At 40.3% G+C, this 15,308-nt stretch carries 14 protein-coding genes and 1 tRNA gene; 6 read left to right on the top strand and 9 right to left on the bottom strand.

What is annotated here, in order from left to right:
* Positions 1-42: 42 nt before the first annotated feature.
* The 4 genes from QJ048_RS03500 to QJ048_RS03485 form a co-directional block, all read right to left on the bottom strand.
* The gene (locus tag QJ048_RS03500) at positions 43-597 is read right to left on the bottom strand and encodes an AAA family ATPase (RefSeq protein ID WP_282332943.1); all 555 of its coding nucleotides are present in this window, start codon (positions 595-597) and stop codon (positions 43-45) included.
* Positions 584-1,198 (bottom strand): nicotinamide riboside transporter PnuC, encoded by a 615-nt coding sequence (gene pnuC / locus QJ048_RS03495; protein WP_282332942.1) that lies wholly within the window; start codon positions 1,196-1,198, stop codon positions 584-586. The genes QJ048_RS03500 and pnuC overlap by 14 nt, the downstream gene beginning before the upstream one ends.
* A gap of 221 nt (positions 1,199-1,419) precedes the next feature.
* A complete protein-coding gene (locus QJ048_RS03490) occupies positions 1,420-2,502 on the bottom strand; it encodes a mannose-1-phosphate guanylyltransferase (RefSeq protein WP_282332941.1) in 1,083 nt (360 codons plus the stop codon).
* Positions 2,503-2,666: 164 nt separating this feature from the next.
* A complete protein-coding gene (locus QJ048_RS03485; RefSeq protein WP_282332940.1) occupies positions 2,667-3,656 on the bottom strand; it encodes a KpsF/GutQ family sugar-phosphate isomerase in 990 nt (329 codons plus the stop codon).
* Positions 3,657-3,999: 343 nt separating this feature from the next.
* Between QJ048_RS03485 and recQ the strand changes: the two genes are divergently transcribed.
* Together recQ and QJ048_RS03475 are read left to right on the top strand one after the other, a co-directional pair.
* Positions 4,000-6,258, top strand: a complete 2,259-nt coding sequence (recQ, locus tag QJ048_RS03480) for a DNA helicase RecQ (RefSeq protein ID WP_282332939.1) — start codon at positions 4,000-4,002, stop codon at positions 6,256-6,258.
* A 130-nt stretch (positions 6,259-6,388) separates the two neighbouring features.
* Positions 6,389-6,461 (top strand) — tRNA-Phe (locus QJ048_RS03475).
* A gap of 110 nt (positions 6,462-6,571) precedes the next feature.
* Here the strand turns inward: QJ048_RS03475 and QJ048_RS03470 are convergent.
* Positions 6,572-7,810 carry an RNA polymerase sigma factor gene (locus QJ048_RS03470; RefSeq protein ID WP_282332938.1) on the bottom strand — a complete coding sequence of 413 codons (1,239 nt, stop codon included), beginning with the start codon at positions 7,808-7,810 and terminating at the stop codon, positions 6,572-6,574.
* A gap of 70 nt (positions 7,811-7,880) precedes the next feature.
* Positions 7,881-8,225: a YciI family protein gene (locus QJ048_RS03465; RefSeq protein WP_282332937.1), complete on the bottom strand. Its 345-nt coding sequence runs from the start codon at positions 8,223-8,225 to the stop codon at positions 7,881-7,883.
* Between the two features lie 192 nt (positions 8,226-8,417).
* On the opposite strand from QJ048_RS03465, the gene QJ048_RS03460 reads away from it, so the two are divergent.
* The 4 genes from QJ048_RS03460 (at position 8,418) to QJ048_RS03445 (ending at position 13,069) form a co-directional block, all read left to right on the top strand.
* Positions 8,418-8,903, top strand: a complete 486-nt coding sequence (locus QJ048_RS03460) for a hypothetical protein (protein WP_282332936.1) — start codon at positions 8,418-8,420, stop codon at positions 8,901-8,903.
* Between the two features lie 144 nt (positions 8,904-9,047).
* Positions 9,048-10,118 carry a winged helix DNA-binding domain-containing protein gene (locus QJ048_RS03455; protein ID WP_282332935.1) on the top strand — a complete coding sequence of 357 codons (1,071 nt, stop codon included), beginning with the start codon at positions 9,048-9,050 and terminating at the stop codon, positions 10,116-10,118.
* A 569-nt stretch (positions 10,119-10,687) separates the two neighbouring features.
* Positions 10,688-12,259, top strand: coding sequence for a replicative DNA helicase (gene dnaB, locus QJ048_RS03450; protein ID WP_282332934.1), 1,572 nt, complete (start codon positions 10,688-10,690; stop codon positions 12,257-12,259).
* Between the two features lie 111 nt (positions 12,260-12,370).
* Positions 12,371-13,069 carry an RsmE family RNA methyltransferase gene (locus QJ048_RS03445; RefSeq protein ID WP_282332933.1) on the top strand — a complete coding sequence of 233 codons (699 nt, stop codon included), beginning with the start codon at positions 12,371-12,373 and terminating at the stop codon, positions 13,067-13,069.
* Positions 13,070-13,167: 98 nt separating this feature from the next.
* Here the strand turns inward: QJ048_RS03445 and QJ048_RS03440 are convergent, their stop codons facing one another.
* The 3 genes from QJ048_RS03440 to ubiE all read right to left on the bottom strand — a co-directional run bounded on the left by QJ048_RS03440 (position 13,168) and on the right by ubiE (position 15,111).
* A complete protein-coding gene (locus QJ048_RS03440) occupies positions 13,168-13,491 on the bottom strand; it encodes a hypothetical protein (protein WP_282332932.1) in 324 nt (107 codons plus the stop codon).
* A gap of 157 nt (positions 13,492-13,648) precedes the next feature.
* Positions 13,649-14,392 (bottom strand): type IX secretion/gliding motility protein PorT/SprT, encoded by a 744-nt coding sequence (gene porT / locus QJ048_RS03435; protein WP_282332931.1) that lies wholly within the window; start codon positions 14,390-14,392, stop codon positions 13,649-13,651.
* The gene (ubiE, locus tag QJ048_RS03430) at positions 14,356-15,111 is read right to left on the bottom strand and encodes a bifunctional demethylmenaquinone methyltransferase/2-methoxy-6-polyprenyl-1,4-benzoquinol methylase UbiE (protein ID WP_282332930.1); all 756 of its coding nucleotides are present in this window, start codon (positions 15,109-15,111) and stop codon (positions 14,356-14,358) included. Before ubiE ends, porT begins: the two co-directional genes overlap by 37 nt.
* Between the last annotated feature and the right edge of the window lie 197 nt (positions 15,112-15,308).

The raw sequence follows: 15,308 nt of genomic DNA, 5'->3' as shown, positions 1-15,308 counted from the left end.
ACCTTGAAATAACCACAGAGACTCTGATATTCAAACCTTCAGTTACTCTGTTATTTGCTTCACCGCATATATCGCTTTCTCTAGCCTCTCTTCATAAGAGCCACTCACTTCTGTCCAGGGAACGTTTTGATTGATAAGAATGTCTTTGTAAATATGATATAGTTTTTCTCTTGTCGTGAGATCGGGGTATTCTCGGAGTTCATCTATTATCCAAGGGATATCTACATCGCAAAGCAGATATAGGTCATACTTTCTGCTTACGATTTGGTCGAGAATGAACTGATCACATTTACCAAACGCAAATTCGCTCCACACCTTCATCACATACATATCCGTGTCGATAAAAAGTAATGGTGTTTGACTTGGTTCGGTTTGTTCTTCAGAAAGTTCGTCGAGGCCTTTGTTCTCAAGACTTATCTGTCCCTTTGCAATAGTTACAAGGTCTTCATAGGAATATTTCTTGCCATTTTGCAACAGGTATTCTCTCGCATATTCTTTTACCCAAATGGTATTGAAATGCATTGCAAGCAATTTGCATAACGTGCTTTTTCCCGTGCTTTCCGGGCCTATTACTACTATCTTTTTAATGTCCTTCATGCTGAATTTTCTTTGACCATGTGATCAATCCCGCTATTGCCAAAACTAATAAAACTAAAAATTGGAAACTTGTAAATGAATAACCTTTGATGTAATAGAGTGGAATCGAAGCAACATTTGTAACAATCCACCAGATCCAGTTCTCCAGTTTCTTTTTTGCCATCAGCCACATACCGGTATATGCTGATGCGGCGGCGAAACCATCTGCTAAAGGAACTATGCTGTCTGTAAAGTGTCTGAGTACAAGGAAAAGAATGACCCAACATCCTACAAAAAAGAGCAAGCAGTGCGTCCATTCCTTTGTACTACTTTTTGTAATATGTAAAACTGTTTCGCCTTCTTTTTTTCTGGCCCACATTATCCAACCAATAATACTCATTACTGTATAGTAAAAATTTACAGAAGCCTCTGCGTATAGTTTTCCTATAAAACATAGGTATATGTAAAGCACTGTGCTGATGATGCCGGTGGGATAAACCAGGATATTTTCTTTGCGTGAGTAAAGAACAGAAATAATACCAAATACAACCGCAACAAACTCAAGTGGAGTAGTTGCTTTTATGCCTTCTATAAAGTTTGAACAGGTTTCTGTAAAATTCAAAGAGTTAGTTTTTGGATTCTAAAAAAATTAAAACGCTCAAAGATATACAATGACGAGGCAAATTTATAGGCAATTAAATAATAAAGGCACTAACCACGAGGTTAATGCCTTTATTATTTTTGTGAAACGTGAATCGTGAGTAACCTGAGTGTTCAATCATAAAAAGTAAAATCAATCAATCGAGACCAATTCACGATTCACATTTGGCCATTCACGATTGTTTACAAAAACTTCTCGCCTTTCTTACGTTTCACTTCTGCAACGTAATCTTTGATCTCTTGTTCTTTATTCTTCTTGCTAATCAGCAAGACATCTTCTGTATCTACGATGATGAAGTCATCAGCACCCTGCACAAGAACGAGTTTGTTATTTGGCGCATGTACCATACAGTTAGTGGCATCAATTACAATCACATTATTTCCCGCTACAGCATTGCCTAAATAATCTTTCTCCAAATTATCATAAGCACTATTCCACGTTCCTAAATCGCTCCAACCAAATGATGAAGGAATGATGTACACGTTGTCTGCTTTCTCCATAATGCCAAAGTCAATAGAGATGTTGGTGCACTGAGGATAGATTCTTTCAATTGCTGCTTGCTCTCCGGAGTTATTAAAGTTATCTTTTTCGGCCGCAAACACTTCATACATTTCCGGTAGATATTTTTCAAAAGCAGCAACAATATTTTTTACTTGCCATACGAAAATGCCCGCATTCCAGAGGAAATCGCCGCTTGCAATGAATGTTTTTGCCAGCTCCAGATTAGGCTTTTCTGTAAATGTTTTAACCTTGTAAACATTGTCACTCACCGCATGTTGCTCGTATTGAATATAACCGTAACCAGTGTTTGGATGACTTGGCTTAATACCCAGTGTGATCAGTGCATTGTGTTTTTCAACAAAACGCAATGCTTCCAATGAAACTTTTGTGAACGCCGTTACATCAAGGATCAGGTGATCAGAAGGCGCTACGATCAAAGAAGCGTTTGGATCTTGCTGTAATAGCTTAAATGCCATGTATGCAATGCAGGGAGCTGTATTTTTTCTGGATGGTTCAGCGAGGATATTTTCATCTTTAATATCCGGTAGTTGTTCCTTTACTGTTTTTGTATATTCCTGAGAGGTAACAATGAAAATGTTTTCTTTGGGAATAAATCCTGCGAAACGTTCAAACGTCCACTGGATGAGGGTTTTTCCCGTGTTCAGGATATCTAGAAATTGCTTTGGATGATGTGTTCTGCTCTTTGGCCAAAAACGGCTGCCTATTCCACCAGCCATAATAGCAACATAATGGTGCTTATTCATTACTGTTCTTCTTAAGGTTTAACGCGATTTTTTTAAGGATGGCAAGATAAGGATATACAGCTAGAAATTAGGAATTAGGAATTAGGAATTAGCTGGTAGACCGTTTATTTATCGTTATCATAACTTTCGGGGCTAATTTCTAATTCGTAAATCCTAAACCCTGATTAAATTAGTCCTTCTTTTACAAGGTCATGTAAATGAATGATTCCGCAGTATTTATTGTTTTCTGCAACAACCAGTTGCGTAATGTCATATTTGCGTAGTTTGTCAAGCGCATCTACAGCAAGCGCATCGGCCTCAATCATTTTTGGCCCTTTCGACATAATATCCGTGGCTTTTACGCTGCTTATTTCAGTTTCCTTTTCGAGCATCCGGCGTAAGTCACCGTCTGTTATAACACCCTGAATTTGCTTGCTTTCGTCTACAACCACAGTCATTCCCATTCTGCCTTCAGAAATGGAAATGATTATCCTTTTAATGCCGTCTGAAGGTAAAACAAAAGGCTTTGGGTTATTAATGTAGATGTCCTGCACTCGCAAGTACAGTTTTTTGCCCAATAATCCACCAGGATGAAACTTGGCAAAATCATCTCCTGAAAAGCCGCGCAGCTCCATGAGGCAAACCGCCAGCGCATCGCCCATTACCATTTGCGCAGTAGTACTACTGGTGGGTGCCAGATTATTGGGACATGCTTCCTGGGAAACGGTTGTGTTCAATATGTATGTTGCGTTTTGGCAAAGAAAAGATTTTTCGTTGCCCGCCATCGCAATAATAGGATTGCCAAAATTTTTTACCAATGGAACCAATACTTTAATCTCCGGACTTTCACCGCTTTTGCTGATGATCATCACGATATCATCCTGTTGGATCATTCCAAGGTCGCCGTGGATGGCATCGGCTGCGTGCATGAAAAGGCTCGGCGTACCGGTAGAATTCAGCGTCGCAACGATCTTTTGTGCAATAACCGCGCTTTTGCCAATGCCGCTGATAACCAATCGACCCGCAGTTGCATAAACAGCGTTCGCCGCATTTATAAAATCGTCGTTTATGTAATGTGCCAGTCCCGCAACTGATTCAGTCTCAAGACTTATTGTTCGCAAAGCTGTCTGCCTTATCTGTTCTTTCGTCATGATGGATGCAAAAATAGCAAACATCGCGACTTCCTTAAGAACTAGTTTATTATGAATACATATTGTTAAAATTCGTATATCAAGAGTTTAGCTGCAACGATCAGAAATTAAGCGGTTGAAGGCCAATTGCTAAACATCTGAAATAGAACGTGGTAGGTTTTTGTCGGCTGGGCACTTCCCAACTTGTCCCTAAAAGTTCCATGTTTGTGAAATACATCATTTTAATAGCGATGTTTTTTTAGTAACTTCGCCAACCTTAAAAAATCCTGCCTTTATTTCCTTATCTTTCTACGACTAGCTTGCCACACGGCAGAATTCATTTTAAGGAAGAGAAATAATTTATTGTGAGGAGGAAAATTTAAGAAATATGGCCACAACAGCTAAAAAAGCTACTACAAAAAAGGCTTCCGCTAAATCTATCGAAAAAGCAGCCGCTCAATACGACCTGAAAGAATGCTTGCAGGAAAATTTTGGTTTTAATGGATTCAAGGGCAACCAGGAAGCAATCATTCAATCGTTACTTTCCGGGAAAGATACATTCGTAATTATGCCAACAGGGGGTGGAAAAAGCTTGTGTTATCAGCTTCCTGCTGTTATGAGCGAGGGCGTAGCAATCATTGTTTCTCCGCTTATTGCTTTGATGAAAAACCAGGTTGACCTGGTTCGCGGATATAGCAGCAACGACGAAGTTGCGCATTTCTTAAATTCCACTCTTACGAAAAAAGAAATTCGCGAAGTACACGATGATCTTCTCACGGGCAAAACCAAACTTTTGTACGTGGCGCCTGAAACGCTTACAAAGCAAGAGAATCTCGAACTTTTTAACGGACTTACGATATCATTCTTCGCAGTAGACGAAGCGCACTGTATATCTGAATGGGGACATGATTTTCGCCCTGAGTACAGAAGACTGCGTGAAATGATGGATCAGATCAACCCCGATATTCCCGTAATCGCTTTAACCGCAACAGCTACTCCGAAGGTACAAAGCGACATCGTGAAAAACCTTGGTTTGCGCGAGCCGAATATATTCATGTCTTCTTTCAACAGGTCGAATTTGTATTATGAAATTCAGCCGAAGATCAAGAAAGAGGACACGATTAAGAACATGGTAAAATTTATTGTTCAAAATAAAGGCAAGAGCGGCATCATCTATACACTCAATAGAAAAACAACCGAAGAACTTGCAGACATATTGGTGGCAAATAACATCAAGGCGGTTGCTTACCATGCAGGCTTTGATAGTAAGTTGCGTGCGGAAAGACAAGACATGTTCCTGAATGAAGATGTACAGGTAATTGTTGCTACCATCGCATTTGGAATGGGCATCGACAAGCCGGATGTGCGTTTTGTAATACACTACAACATTCCAAAATCTATCGAGAATTATTACCAGGAAACTGGTCGTGCAGGCCGTGATGGTTTGGAGGGAAAATGTATTCTTTACTACTCCCACAAAGATGTTTCCAAGATCGAGCACCTCATGCGAGACAAACCGTTGAGTGAAAGAGAAGTCGGCGCGCAGTTGATCGGGGAAACGGTTGCTTTCGCAGAAAGCGGTGTTTGTCGCCGCAAAACTTTGCTAAGCTATTTTGGTGAAGATTGGAAAGTGGACAATTGTAACAATTGCGATAACTGTTTACATCCGAAAGAAAAAGTAGAAGCTAAAGAGAATGCAGCGAAAGTATTGAAAACAGTAAAGGCGCTCGACGAACGTTTTGCGACAGATTACACTGTAAACATTATCACGGGTAAACTCACTCCACAAATACAAATGTTCCGCCATGAAGGCATTGCGGAATTTGCAATAGGCAACAACGAACCATATCACTACTGGAACTCTTTGATACGTCAAATGTTGCTCGAAGGCTTGTTGTCAAAAGATATTGAAGACTATGGTGTATTGAAGTTCACACCAAAAGGGGAGAAGTTCCTGAAGAAACCAACATCATTCAAAATCGTGCTCAACAATTTATTTGAAGATGCAAACGAAGATGATGAAGAAGGTGAATCAAACGGCGGAGCCACTGCATCAGACGAAAAGTTGTTTGAAATGCTGAAAGAACTTCGCCAAAAAGAAGGGAAGAAAAAATCACTGCCTCCATTTGTTATTTTCCTTGAAAGCTCATTGCACGATATGGCAACAATGTTCCCGACAACAGTTGAGGAACTTGAAAAATGTTCAGGTGTAAGCAAAGGAAAAGCGATCCGCTATGGTAAACCATTCATTGAGCTCATCGCTAAATATGTGGAAGAAAATGATGTGGTAAAACCAGACGACTTCATAATGAAAAGTGTGGTTAATAAAAGCGGCAATAAAGTTTACATCATTCAACAGGTTGATAAGAAAATTGGGCTTGAAGCAATTGCGAAGAACAAGGATATGAAGATGGAGCAATTGCTCGAAGAAATGGAAACGATTGTAGCGAGTGGTACCAAACTGAATCTTGATTACGCCATTAATGAAATGGTGGATGAGGATGATCAGCAAGATATATTAGATTATTTTAAAGGTTGCGAAACAAGCGATCTTAAATTGGCACAAGATGAGCTTAGTGATTTAAGTTTAGACTGGGAACAATTGAAGATTATGCGTATCAAATTCCTTGCACAGTACGGTATGTAATGTTGTTGTAAAAAAATAATTGAAATTTTTTTTCGCAGAATAGCGATTATTTGACAGAAACCCCTATTTTTGCGTCCCGCTTCGATGAAAGAGGTACATTAAAAGACTAAATTTGTTGAAGTAAAAGGATGGTGCGGTAGCTCAGTCGGTAGAGCAAAGGACTGAAAATCCTTGTGTCGCCGGTTCGATCCCGGCCCACACCACAGAAAAAGTCTCCTGATTTCGGGGGACTTTTTTTTATGTTCAAAATTGATAGAACGTGACTAATAAATATATGTATCCTTAGCTACGTGTTCTAAGTGCTTTTAGTGATTCATATTCGGGTCTCCAGTTTTCCGATCTTTCGCTCTAGTAAAGCCCGCTCCGCTCCGGATTTACTTAATATCAATGCCTTCTTAAAATGTCTGATAGCTTTTTCATTATTAACCCCTGAATACAATTCTCCCAACAACGCCTGATACAAATAATGATCATTTAGTTCTAGTTTCTCCGCTTCAACTATTGCTTCTTTTTTACCTCTTGCTTTTGAGAATGCGTACGTCCTGTTGAGTGCGGCAGCCGGAGAATATTCCAGCGAAAGCAAATGATTATACAACTGCAAAATGCTTTCCCATTTTTCAATACAATCTGTCTTAAGCGTATGCCAGAAAGCTATCCCCGCTTCAAGATGGTATTTGGAAAGACTGTCCCCAGTTGATGCAAGATTCATGTAATGTTCGCCTTGCGCAATCAATTCAGCGTTCCATAAACTTTCATCCTGGTCATCATACAAAATCATTTCACCTTGCAGATCAAACCTCGCATCAAAACGTGAAGCCTGGAAACTCATTAACGCCAGTAATGCATTGACTGATGTTGTATTTGTTTGTTCATTTTCTGTAAGCATATGCGTAAGCCGCATTGATTCCGCACAAAGATCTTTACGTAAAACAGCATGATGACTCAGAGAATAATAACCTTCATTAAACAACAAGTACAGTGTTGTCAAAACAGATTCAAGACGACTGTTGATCTCATCTGCGCCTGGAAATTCAATAGTGATATTTTCTGCTCGCAGTTTTTCTTTTGCTCTGAATAATCGTTTGTTGATGTTTTCTTTGTTGGTCAAAAATGCATCTGCAATTTCCTCAATACCAAAGCCGCAAAGAATACGCAATGCAAGCCCGATCTGAGCTTCCGACGATATAGCAGGATGACAAATTGCAAACATCATTTGCAACTGACTGTCGGTAATGTTTTGAGAGGAAAGATCTATCTCAATTTCTTCCGAGCTGTTTGAGCAGTGCTTTAGTTGCGCGGCAATCTTTTCATTGAAAATAGCATCTCGTTTAAGATGATTTTTGGCTTTGTTTTTCGCAACAGTGTACAGCCATGCAACGGGATTTTCTGGCAAGCCTTTTATGCCCCATAATTCAGTAGCGGCAAGAAATGTATCGCTTGCGATATCTTCCGCCACTTCTATATGCTCAATACCAAAAAGCTTACAAAGCACAGCAGTAATCTTTCTGCACTCCGTTCTGAATAGATGTGGTATGAGTTGTTGATCTTCCATAAACGGTGTAGGGGCGAATCGCATTCGCCTATTACTGCGACCGCTTTCACCCCTCGAAATTAGTCAGTTGTTAAATAACATCAAACTCCCTCACCTCAACAGAAGTATCGTCAGACGCAAGGATTGGGCAACCTTCTGACAATTTGACAGCCTCATCAATAGTTTCTGCCTTCACCACAATGTAGCCAAGAAGAGATTCTTTGATCTCCGTAAAAGGCCCATCGGTTACAACATTTCCTTTCTTTACAACTTTGCCCGCGGGATTTAAACGGTTACCCCTGCTGCTCAATTTGTTTTGCGCTGCGATACTGCCAACCCAATCCATCCATTTTTGTGTTCTCGCCTGCATCTGCTCAGGTGAAGCTTGTCCGAGATCTTTGTAGTCGGCTCTGAATAAGAAAATAAAATCTTTCATTGTAATAAGTTTTAATTGCTTGAATAAATAACAATCGAATGTTTACAAACTGGACAACGGGATAATTGTTTTTGCAGGTAATTTCCGAAGCGGAAAAGATGGCTACTTTTTCGCTAACAAATGGCTCAGTTTTTGAAATATTTCACACCGTCTGATCGAAAATTTAAAACTAATATCTTTACCGTTCAACTTATGAAAAAAACAATCTTGATTCTAAGCCTTTGTTACATGGCTGTTGCGTGTAATAACACTAATGGTAACACGAAAGTTGCCAATGCAGATAGCACAGTAAAAAATGATGTAGTTGCCGAAATTCCGGAAAAGCGTTCTACCGTAAATGAAAAGCCAGTAATGGTTTTCGAAAAACCGGTAGCAGACAATTTGAACAAATGGAAATTCAGTGTAAAACTGTACGAAACAAATTATATGTTTAAATACAAAGTGGAGATGCAGTACCAGGAAGTAACCGGAGCTGATACGATAACGTTTCCTAATCTTGGATATATGCCTCGCCCTGTCATGAAACAAGGGACAGATCCTTACTCCTGCATTATCGGGTTTAAAGATAATAATGGCGAGTTTAAGCCTTATAAATTGGTCATTGCAGAGAACGACGAACTTTCTATAAAAACACTAAAGCACTACTCGGTAACGGTAACTTCTGCTCCCGCAAAATAACAATACAATGAAACCCGGAAAATGTCCGGGTTTTTCTTTTTACGCCCCTGACATACCATTGTCACAACCTGTTATTTTCTTTGAGTAGAAAACAAGTTAGTTCGATTCGGATTTGTACGTTTAATTTTTTACTTTTTGTTTGCCATGACAATTTCAGACCTCAAATATCTCCGGCTTCACAATCAGTTGATAAGTCAGCAGCCATATGCAAATGCTGGTCATGTCGTTGCTACATTTGGTGCGATGCAGGCACAGGATTATGCAGCGGCGAAATGGGCCATTGGATTGCGTTTGCCTGACGCCACCGATGAAGATATTGAGACGGCAATAGCGCAAAAAACCATCGTTCGTACGTGGGCATTGCGGGGAACCCTACATTTTCTTGCAGCAACAGACATCCACTGGATTTTGTCACTGATTGCTCCAAGATTGAACACCCTGCACGCTAGCCACTACAAGCGATTGGGGCTTGATAAACCCATTCTTTCTAAAAGCTTTTCGGCGATTGAAAAAGCCTTACTTAACGGAAAGCAACTAACTCGCACAGAACTCGCCGTTATACTAAACAAGAAGGGAATTGCAACTAATGATTTGCGCATGAACTTCATCTTATTAAGGGCTTCATTAGACAAACTAATCTGTTTTGGAGAAAGAAACGGGAAACAGTTCACGCACACGTTGCTTGACGAATGGGTACCTCCTTCGAAAGCTATTAAGAACGAAGAGGCCCTCGCACTATTGGCCGAACGTTACTTATCCGGCCATGCGCCTGCATGCATTAAAGATTTCGTTTGGTGGTCGGGTTTCCCGCTAACTGAAGCCAAAGCAGCCTTTGCCATGGTCGACGACAAATTTGAAGAAAAAACAATCGGCGGAAACGTTTATTGGCTAACTAAAAAACTGTCCGATTTTAAAAAGAAGCCGTCGCTATACCTTCTGCCTGCCTTCGATGAATACCTAATGGGGTATGCAGACCGGACTACCATTGTAGATGAAAAGTATATTAAGTATATCGCGACCAGCAATGGCATATTTAATCCCACCATCGTCGTTAATGGCCAGGTGGAAGGGAACTGGAAACGCACATTAAAAAAGGACGTGGTTGTGATCGAACCAAACATCTTTGAGGCAATTTCAAAAAGTAATCAGTCTTTTTTAAAAACTACTGCAAAGCGCTTCGGCAACTTTCTTAATGCTCCATTTAAACTTGTATAAAGGGCGCTGTTACTACGTTTCAACCGATTGCAGAATTAGTGTCAATTGCCAGCTCCCTTCCGCGTTGGATTTTACTGATATTCTAAAAAATGAAATACGTGAAATGGCAGCCAGAACATGCCTTTTCGGCCCTAAGTCATATTATTTTTATTGTTTTTTTGATAAAATGCCATTCTGTAGTTTGCCCACGCAAATCAATAAATAGAGCCTTTTTATTTACGCACAAGTGGTGTGAATTAAGTTTTAAAAAGAACGGAAAACTTTTTTAAATTGTGTAAGACTGATGGTTTGATGTGAATAAGCCAGCGTTTACTGTGTATAAGTCTGTGCATTACTATAGTACAACTTAAGCATTTAAAAAATTTTTTCATTCGGCTCATTGCTAGTTATATTCGCCGTCCTGACTTACTGGGATAACATTTTGTTCATATTGCCATAACAATTTTTTAAAGCAAGCAACGCCACCAAAAACCGAGAAGTACGCCAAGTTAAAAAGATAGGCTGAACACGACAACCCGTTAGTCATTGGTTTCAAAATCAATGGTTAAAACATTTATTGTTCTGAAAACATGGAATTAACTAACCTAAAAGATCGCAAGCAACGAGGAAAAAGATCCGTAGACCTGAGCACAATGGTATATGGCAAAGTACCGCCCCAGGCAAAAGAACTGGAAGAAGCAGTGCTGGGTGCCGTAATGCTGGAAAAAGGTGCCTTTGATGTGGTAATTGAAATCCTGAAGCCTGAGTGTTTTTATTTGGATGCACATCAGAGAATTTTTAGATGTATGCTCGGTCTGGCACAAAAAAGTCAACCGATTGATATATTAACCGTAGTAGAGGAACTGAAATTCAGAGGAGAATTGGATGTTATTGGGGGTCCTTACTATGTAACCAAGCTTACAAATACAGTGGTGTCTTCGGCTAACATTGAAGCACACGCCCGTATTATCGTGCAAAAATTCATTCAAAGAGAATTGATTCGCATTAGCGGCGAGATCATCGGCGATGCCTACGAAGATTCAACAGAAGTTTTCGAATTGTTGGATAAAGCGGAAGACAAACTTTTCCAGATAACTAACAACTACCTGAAAAAGAACTTCGAAAGTATCGATTCTGTATTGGTAAAAACGATCCAGCGTATCGAGGACATGCGCCACCGCACAGAAGAGATCAGTGGGGTACCAAGCGGATTCACATCTTTGGATAAAGTAACATATGGATGGCAGCCAACGGATTTGATCATTCTCGCAGCGAGGCCGGCTGTGGGTAAAACGGCATTCGCTCTTAACCTTGCGCGTTCTGCCGCGCTTCATCCTACCAAGCCAACGGGTGTTGCTTTTTTCAGTCTTGAGATGAGTGCCGCTCAGTTGGTAACGCGTATCCTTTCAGCAGAAAGTGAAATTTGGCTCGAAAAAATCACCCGCGGTAAACTGGAAGAGTATGAAATGAAACAGCTCTATGCAAAGGGTATCCAGAGGCTTACTCAGGCACCTCTTTTCATTGATGATACGGCAGCTCTGAACGTCTTCGAATTGCGAGCAAAATGTCGCAGATTGAAGAATAAACACAACATCGGAATGATCATCATCGACTACCTTCAATTGATGAGTGGTGGTGGTGAAAAAAATACCAACCGTGAACAAGAGATAAGCCAGATTTCGCGTTCACTTAAGCAGCTGGCAAAGGAGTTGGGCGTTCCTATCATCGCACTGAGCCAGTTGAGTCGTGCGGTAGAAAGCCGTAAAGATGGAAACAAGATCCCTCAGTTGAGTGACCTTCGTGAATCTGGTGCGATCGAGCAGGATGCCGACATGGTTATGTTCATATACCGTCCGGAGTATTACGATATCAATCAAAATGAAATGGGCGAGGCCAACAAAGGTGAGACGCACATTAAGATCGCGAAGCACCGTAACGGTTCGCTTGAAACAATTAAACTAAAAGCCTTGCTGCATATCCAAAAGTTCGTTGAGATGGAACAAGACGATTTCGGCGGCGGACTTCCACCCGGTGGTGGTAGCTGGAAACCTGTAGGTGACGGTGGCGGAGCAGATGCCGGCGCTGGCGGTGGGGCAAAACTCTACAATCAATTCGGCAGCAAAATGAACAATATGGATATTGATGATGATGCCCCTTTCTAATTTGAGAATATGCTAATTTGAAAATTTGAAAATGAAACAGCCCGAGAATTGTAATCAATGGCGCATAAATAGCATTTTCAAATTTTCAAATTTTCAAATCGACACATTAACATGCTCCCCTTCTTTTATCTTTCAGAATACACTCCCAATCAAAAGACGATCGTTTTATCGGAAGAAACTTCAAAGCATGTTGTGCAGGTTTTGCGCATGCACATAGGAGAGATGTTGCAGCTCACAGATGGGAAAGGAAGTTTACTCACTGTGACGATTATCGACGACCACAAAAAGAAATGTACTGTTGAAGTAAAAGAAACAATTTACACTGAGGCTCAGAAAAATAAAGCCACTATCGCTATTTCTCTTTTAAAGAACGCCAGCCGTTTTGAATGGTTTTTAGAAAAAGCAACTGAGCTGGGCATAAGCGAAATTATTCCCCTTTTAAGCGAAAGAACTGAAAAGCAACATTTCCGGCATGACAGAATGAAAAACATTCTTGTGAGCGCAATGCTGCAGAGTCAACAAGTATGGCTACCAGAATTGCCGGAACCGCAAAAGCTAGCTGCCGTAATTCAAGCCGCGACTCAGAAGAAAAAGTTTGTAGCTCATTGCATAGAAGGCGAAAAAAGCGAATTAAAGAAAGTCGTTGATACAAATACTTCACAAATAATTTTGATCGGCCCCGAGGGCGATTTCTCAAAGGAAGAAGTCGATTTGGCAATTGGTCACAACTACATCCCAGTATCACTAGGAAATACAAGATTAAGAACAGAAACTGCAGGTATAATCGCGGCCACCTTATTGATGGTCTAGTAGGGGCGAATTGCATTCGCCCTCAAAGAAAGGAACGCTCTCAAAAAAATAATGGCCGTCAAAAACTGACGGCCATTCCTATATTAACCCCTCAATTATTATCTGCATCCATGTTTCCAACCTTTATCGTGCCCATACGCGTGTCCGTGCCCGTGACCCCTTTCGCAACGGTCATCGTAATAAACTCTTTTCTCTACATATACTGGTGCCGGTGCATAATACACAGGAGGTGGTGGCGGTGCTACATACACCACAGGTGCGCATGCCCTTACTGGAGGCCTTTGATAAACCACCGGCGGCGCACATACAACACCGTGACGAGGACCTATAACAAAACCAGCATTTATATTTACTGAAACCTGAGCTTTTGCATAAGTAATAGAGCCTAACGCAATCAATCCGAACATAAGTAACTTTTTCATAGCGTATTATTTTAGTTACATCTTTGACTCAAAAACAGCACCGTGTTTAAAACGAAAATGCTAAAAAAATGTGAAAGGATTTTAAAACAAAAGTTCGAACACATACAAACAAAAAAGGACGAATCATCTTCGTCCTTTTTAATCTTTTAACCCACGTCTAACCCTCAAATATCAGAGAGAAAATTATTTGTCTTGATTGTATCTTATCAATCACGTTGGAGAACTTCAGGTCCGGATCACGGCTATGTACATTCGAAATGCCATTGCTTATTTTTAGTTCAGGAGACAAGATGAAATAGCGCATGTAAAAATTGAAACCTAAACCCGCTTCAATCCCAAAATCCGAAGATTTCAGTTTTACGAACTGCTCAGCATTTTTTTCCTGCGCTTTGGAAGAAAGATCATATTCCCACTTTGCGCCTGCGAACATATATACGCGGAAATTATCGATCCTGTCCGATTTCAATTTTAACTGCACCGGAAAACCAAGCAAAATGGACTCAACATTTTTGGTTGTAGTCGTTGATTCTCCCGATTCCGGATATTTCAATGTGTATGAAAGCGTCTTATTCACAAATAGCAATTGTGGAAAAACTGCCCTCACTTCAAATCTTTTAGACAAACGCAACGTGTGCATACCACCAATCCCTAAACCCATTGAAGTAATTGGATTACTAGTAAGAACACTATCGGTTGCTAAAAATTGCGGATGTTGACTTATCTGAAACCTGTTCTGCGTTCCCATCAAAATAATGCCTATTGTATAACGTTTGTCATCATTGTCAGGAAGGTTTAAGCGGTCACGCAATTGACACTGAGCGGTAATAGAAAAAAGCAGTAATAAAATTCCCAGTGGTAGGATCTTTAGCCGTGTTTCTTTTTGCCGCAATAAATTGTACATATTCCTAACGTAAGTTTTTTTAAGTAGGTATCAACGTACCCTTCTTCATTTAAAATATTCACAAACTCCTGGCCTTGGGGAAAGGCCTGAACAGAATCATTAAGATATTGGTAGGCATCTTTGTTTTTAGAGATCATTTTACCAACACCTGGGGCGATAAGATTCATATACAATTTGTACAAACCTTTAAATCCAGAAACGGTTGGTTTTGAAAACTCTAAAACCACCAGTTTGCCCCCGGGTTTTAAAACGCGCAACATCTCATCAAGACCTTTTCTCAAATTTTCGAAGTTGCGAACTCCAAAAGCTACGGTCACCGCATCAAACGAATTGTCTGGAAAGTTTATTGTCTCACTATCGCCTTGCAGCAGCTCGATTTTGTCGTTTAACAAAGCTTTTGCGATTTTCTTCCGCCCCAGTTCCAGCATTCCATTAGAAATATCTATGCCAACAATTTTATCAGGATTCAGATATTTCTGCATCATGATGGCTACATCCCCCGTTCCGGTTGCAACATCTAAAACTTTTTTCGGTTTAGTTTCTCTTAGTTCTTTGATTGCCTTTTTGCGCCAGGTAATATCAATACCACCACTCAAAAAGCGGTTTAAGAAATCATAACGAAAAGCTATCTTATCAAACATGTCCGCGACCTGGGCCTTCTTATTAGCCTCAGATTCTTTAAACGGAACAATTGAATCGTGCGGTAATTTTTCCACCATAGGGTGGCAAAGGTACAAGCTTTACCTGTTGATTTCTTGCAGAATAGGCCCACATTTTTGCAAAGAAGAACCAGCTCATCCTATAGTTATGCAGTAGAGAGATGTATGAACACAGCTTTAGAATATGTATTAAGCATCGTTGTGTCACTCCCTTCAGCATTTGAATAAGGATTGGGCAAAAGTTCATCCGCTTGTTC

The sequence above is a fragment of the Pinibacter soli genome, assembly GCF_029961145.1.
Lineage (GTDB): Bacteria > Bacteroidota > Bacteroidia > Chitinophagales > Chitinophagaceae > Pinibacter > Pinibacter soli.
Note: the sequence above shows the minus strand (reverse complement) of the source record. Positions and strands in the feature narration are given on the sequence as shown.

What these genes read in the sequence shown, in the direction of transcription:
- QJ048_RS03440 (WP_282332932.1), bottom strand. Translation starts at nt 13,491, where the DNA reads ATGAAAAAGTTACTTATGTTCGGATTGATTGCGTTAGGCTCTATTACT.
- ubiE (WP_282332930.1), bottom strand. Translation starts at nt 15,111, where the DNA reads ATGGTGGAAAAATTACCGCACGATTCAATTGTTCCGTTTAAAGAATCT.
- QJ048_RS03465 (WP_282332937.1), bottom strand. Translation starts at nt 8,225, where the DNA reads ATGAAAGATTTTATTTTCTTATTCAGAGCCGACTACAAAGATCTCGGA.
- recQ (WP_282332939.1), top strand. Translation starts at nt 4,000, where the DNA reads ATGGCCACAACAGCTAAAAAAGCTACTACAAAAAAGGCTTCCGCTAAA.
- QJ048_RS03455 (WP_282332935.1), top strand. Translation starts at nt 9,048, where the DNA reads ATGACAATTTCAGACCTCAAATATCTCCGGCTTCACAATCAGTTGATA.
- QJ048_RS03470 (WP_282332938.1), bottom strand. Translation starts at nt 7,810, where the DNA reads ATGGAAGATCAACAACTCATACCACATCTATTCAGAACGGAGTGCAGA.
- QJ048_RS03485 (WP_282332940.1), bottom strand. Translation starts at nt 3,656, where the DNA reads ATGTTTGCTATTTTTGCATCCATCATGACGAAAGAACAGATAAGGCAG.
- QJ048_RS03445 (WP_282332933.1), top strand. Translation starts at nt 12,371, where the DNA reads ATGCTCCCCTTCTTTTATCTTTCAGAATACACTCCCAATCAAAAGACG.
- dnaB (WP_282332934.1), top strand. Translation starts at nt 10,688, where the DNA reads ATGGAATTAACTAACCTAAAAGATCGCAAGCAACGAGGAAAAAGATCC.
- porT (WP_282332931.1), bottom strand. Translation starts at nt 14,392, where the DNA reads ATGTACAATTTATTGCGGCAAAAAGAAACACGGCTAAAGATCCTACCA.
- QJ048_RS03460 (WP_282332936.1), top strand. Translation starts at nt 8,418, where the DNA reads ATGAAAAAAACAATCTTGATTCTAAGCCTTTGTTACATGGCTGTTGCG.
- QJ048_RS03490 (WP_282332941.1), bottom strand. Translation starts at nt 2,502, where the DNA reads ATGAATAAGCACCATTATGTTGCTATTATGGCTGGTGGAATAGGCAGC.
- QJ048_RS03500 (WP_282332943.1), bottom strand. Translation starts at nt 597, where the DNA reads ATGAAGGACATTAAAAAGATAGTAGTAATAGGCCCGGAAAGCACGGGA.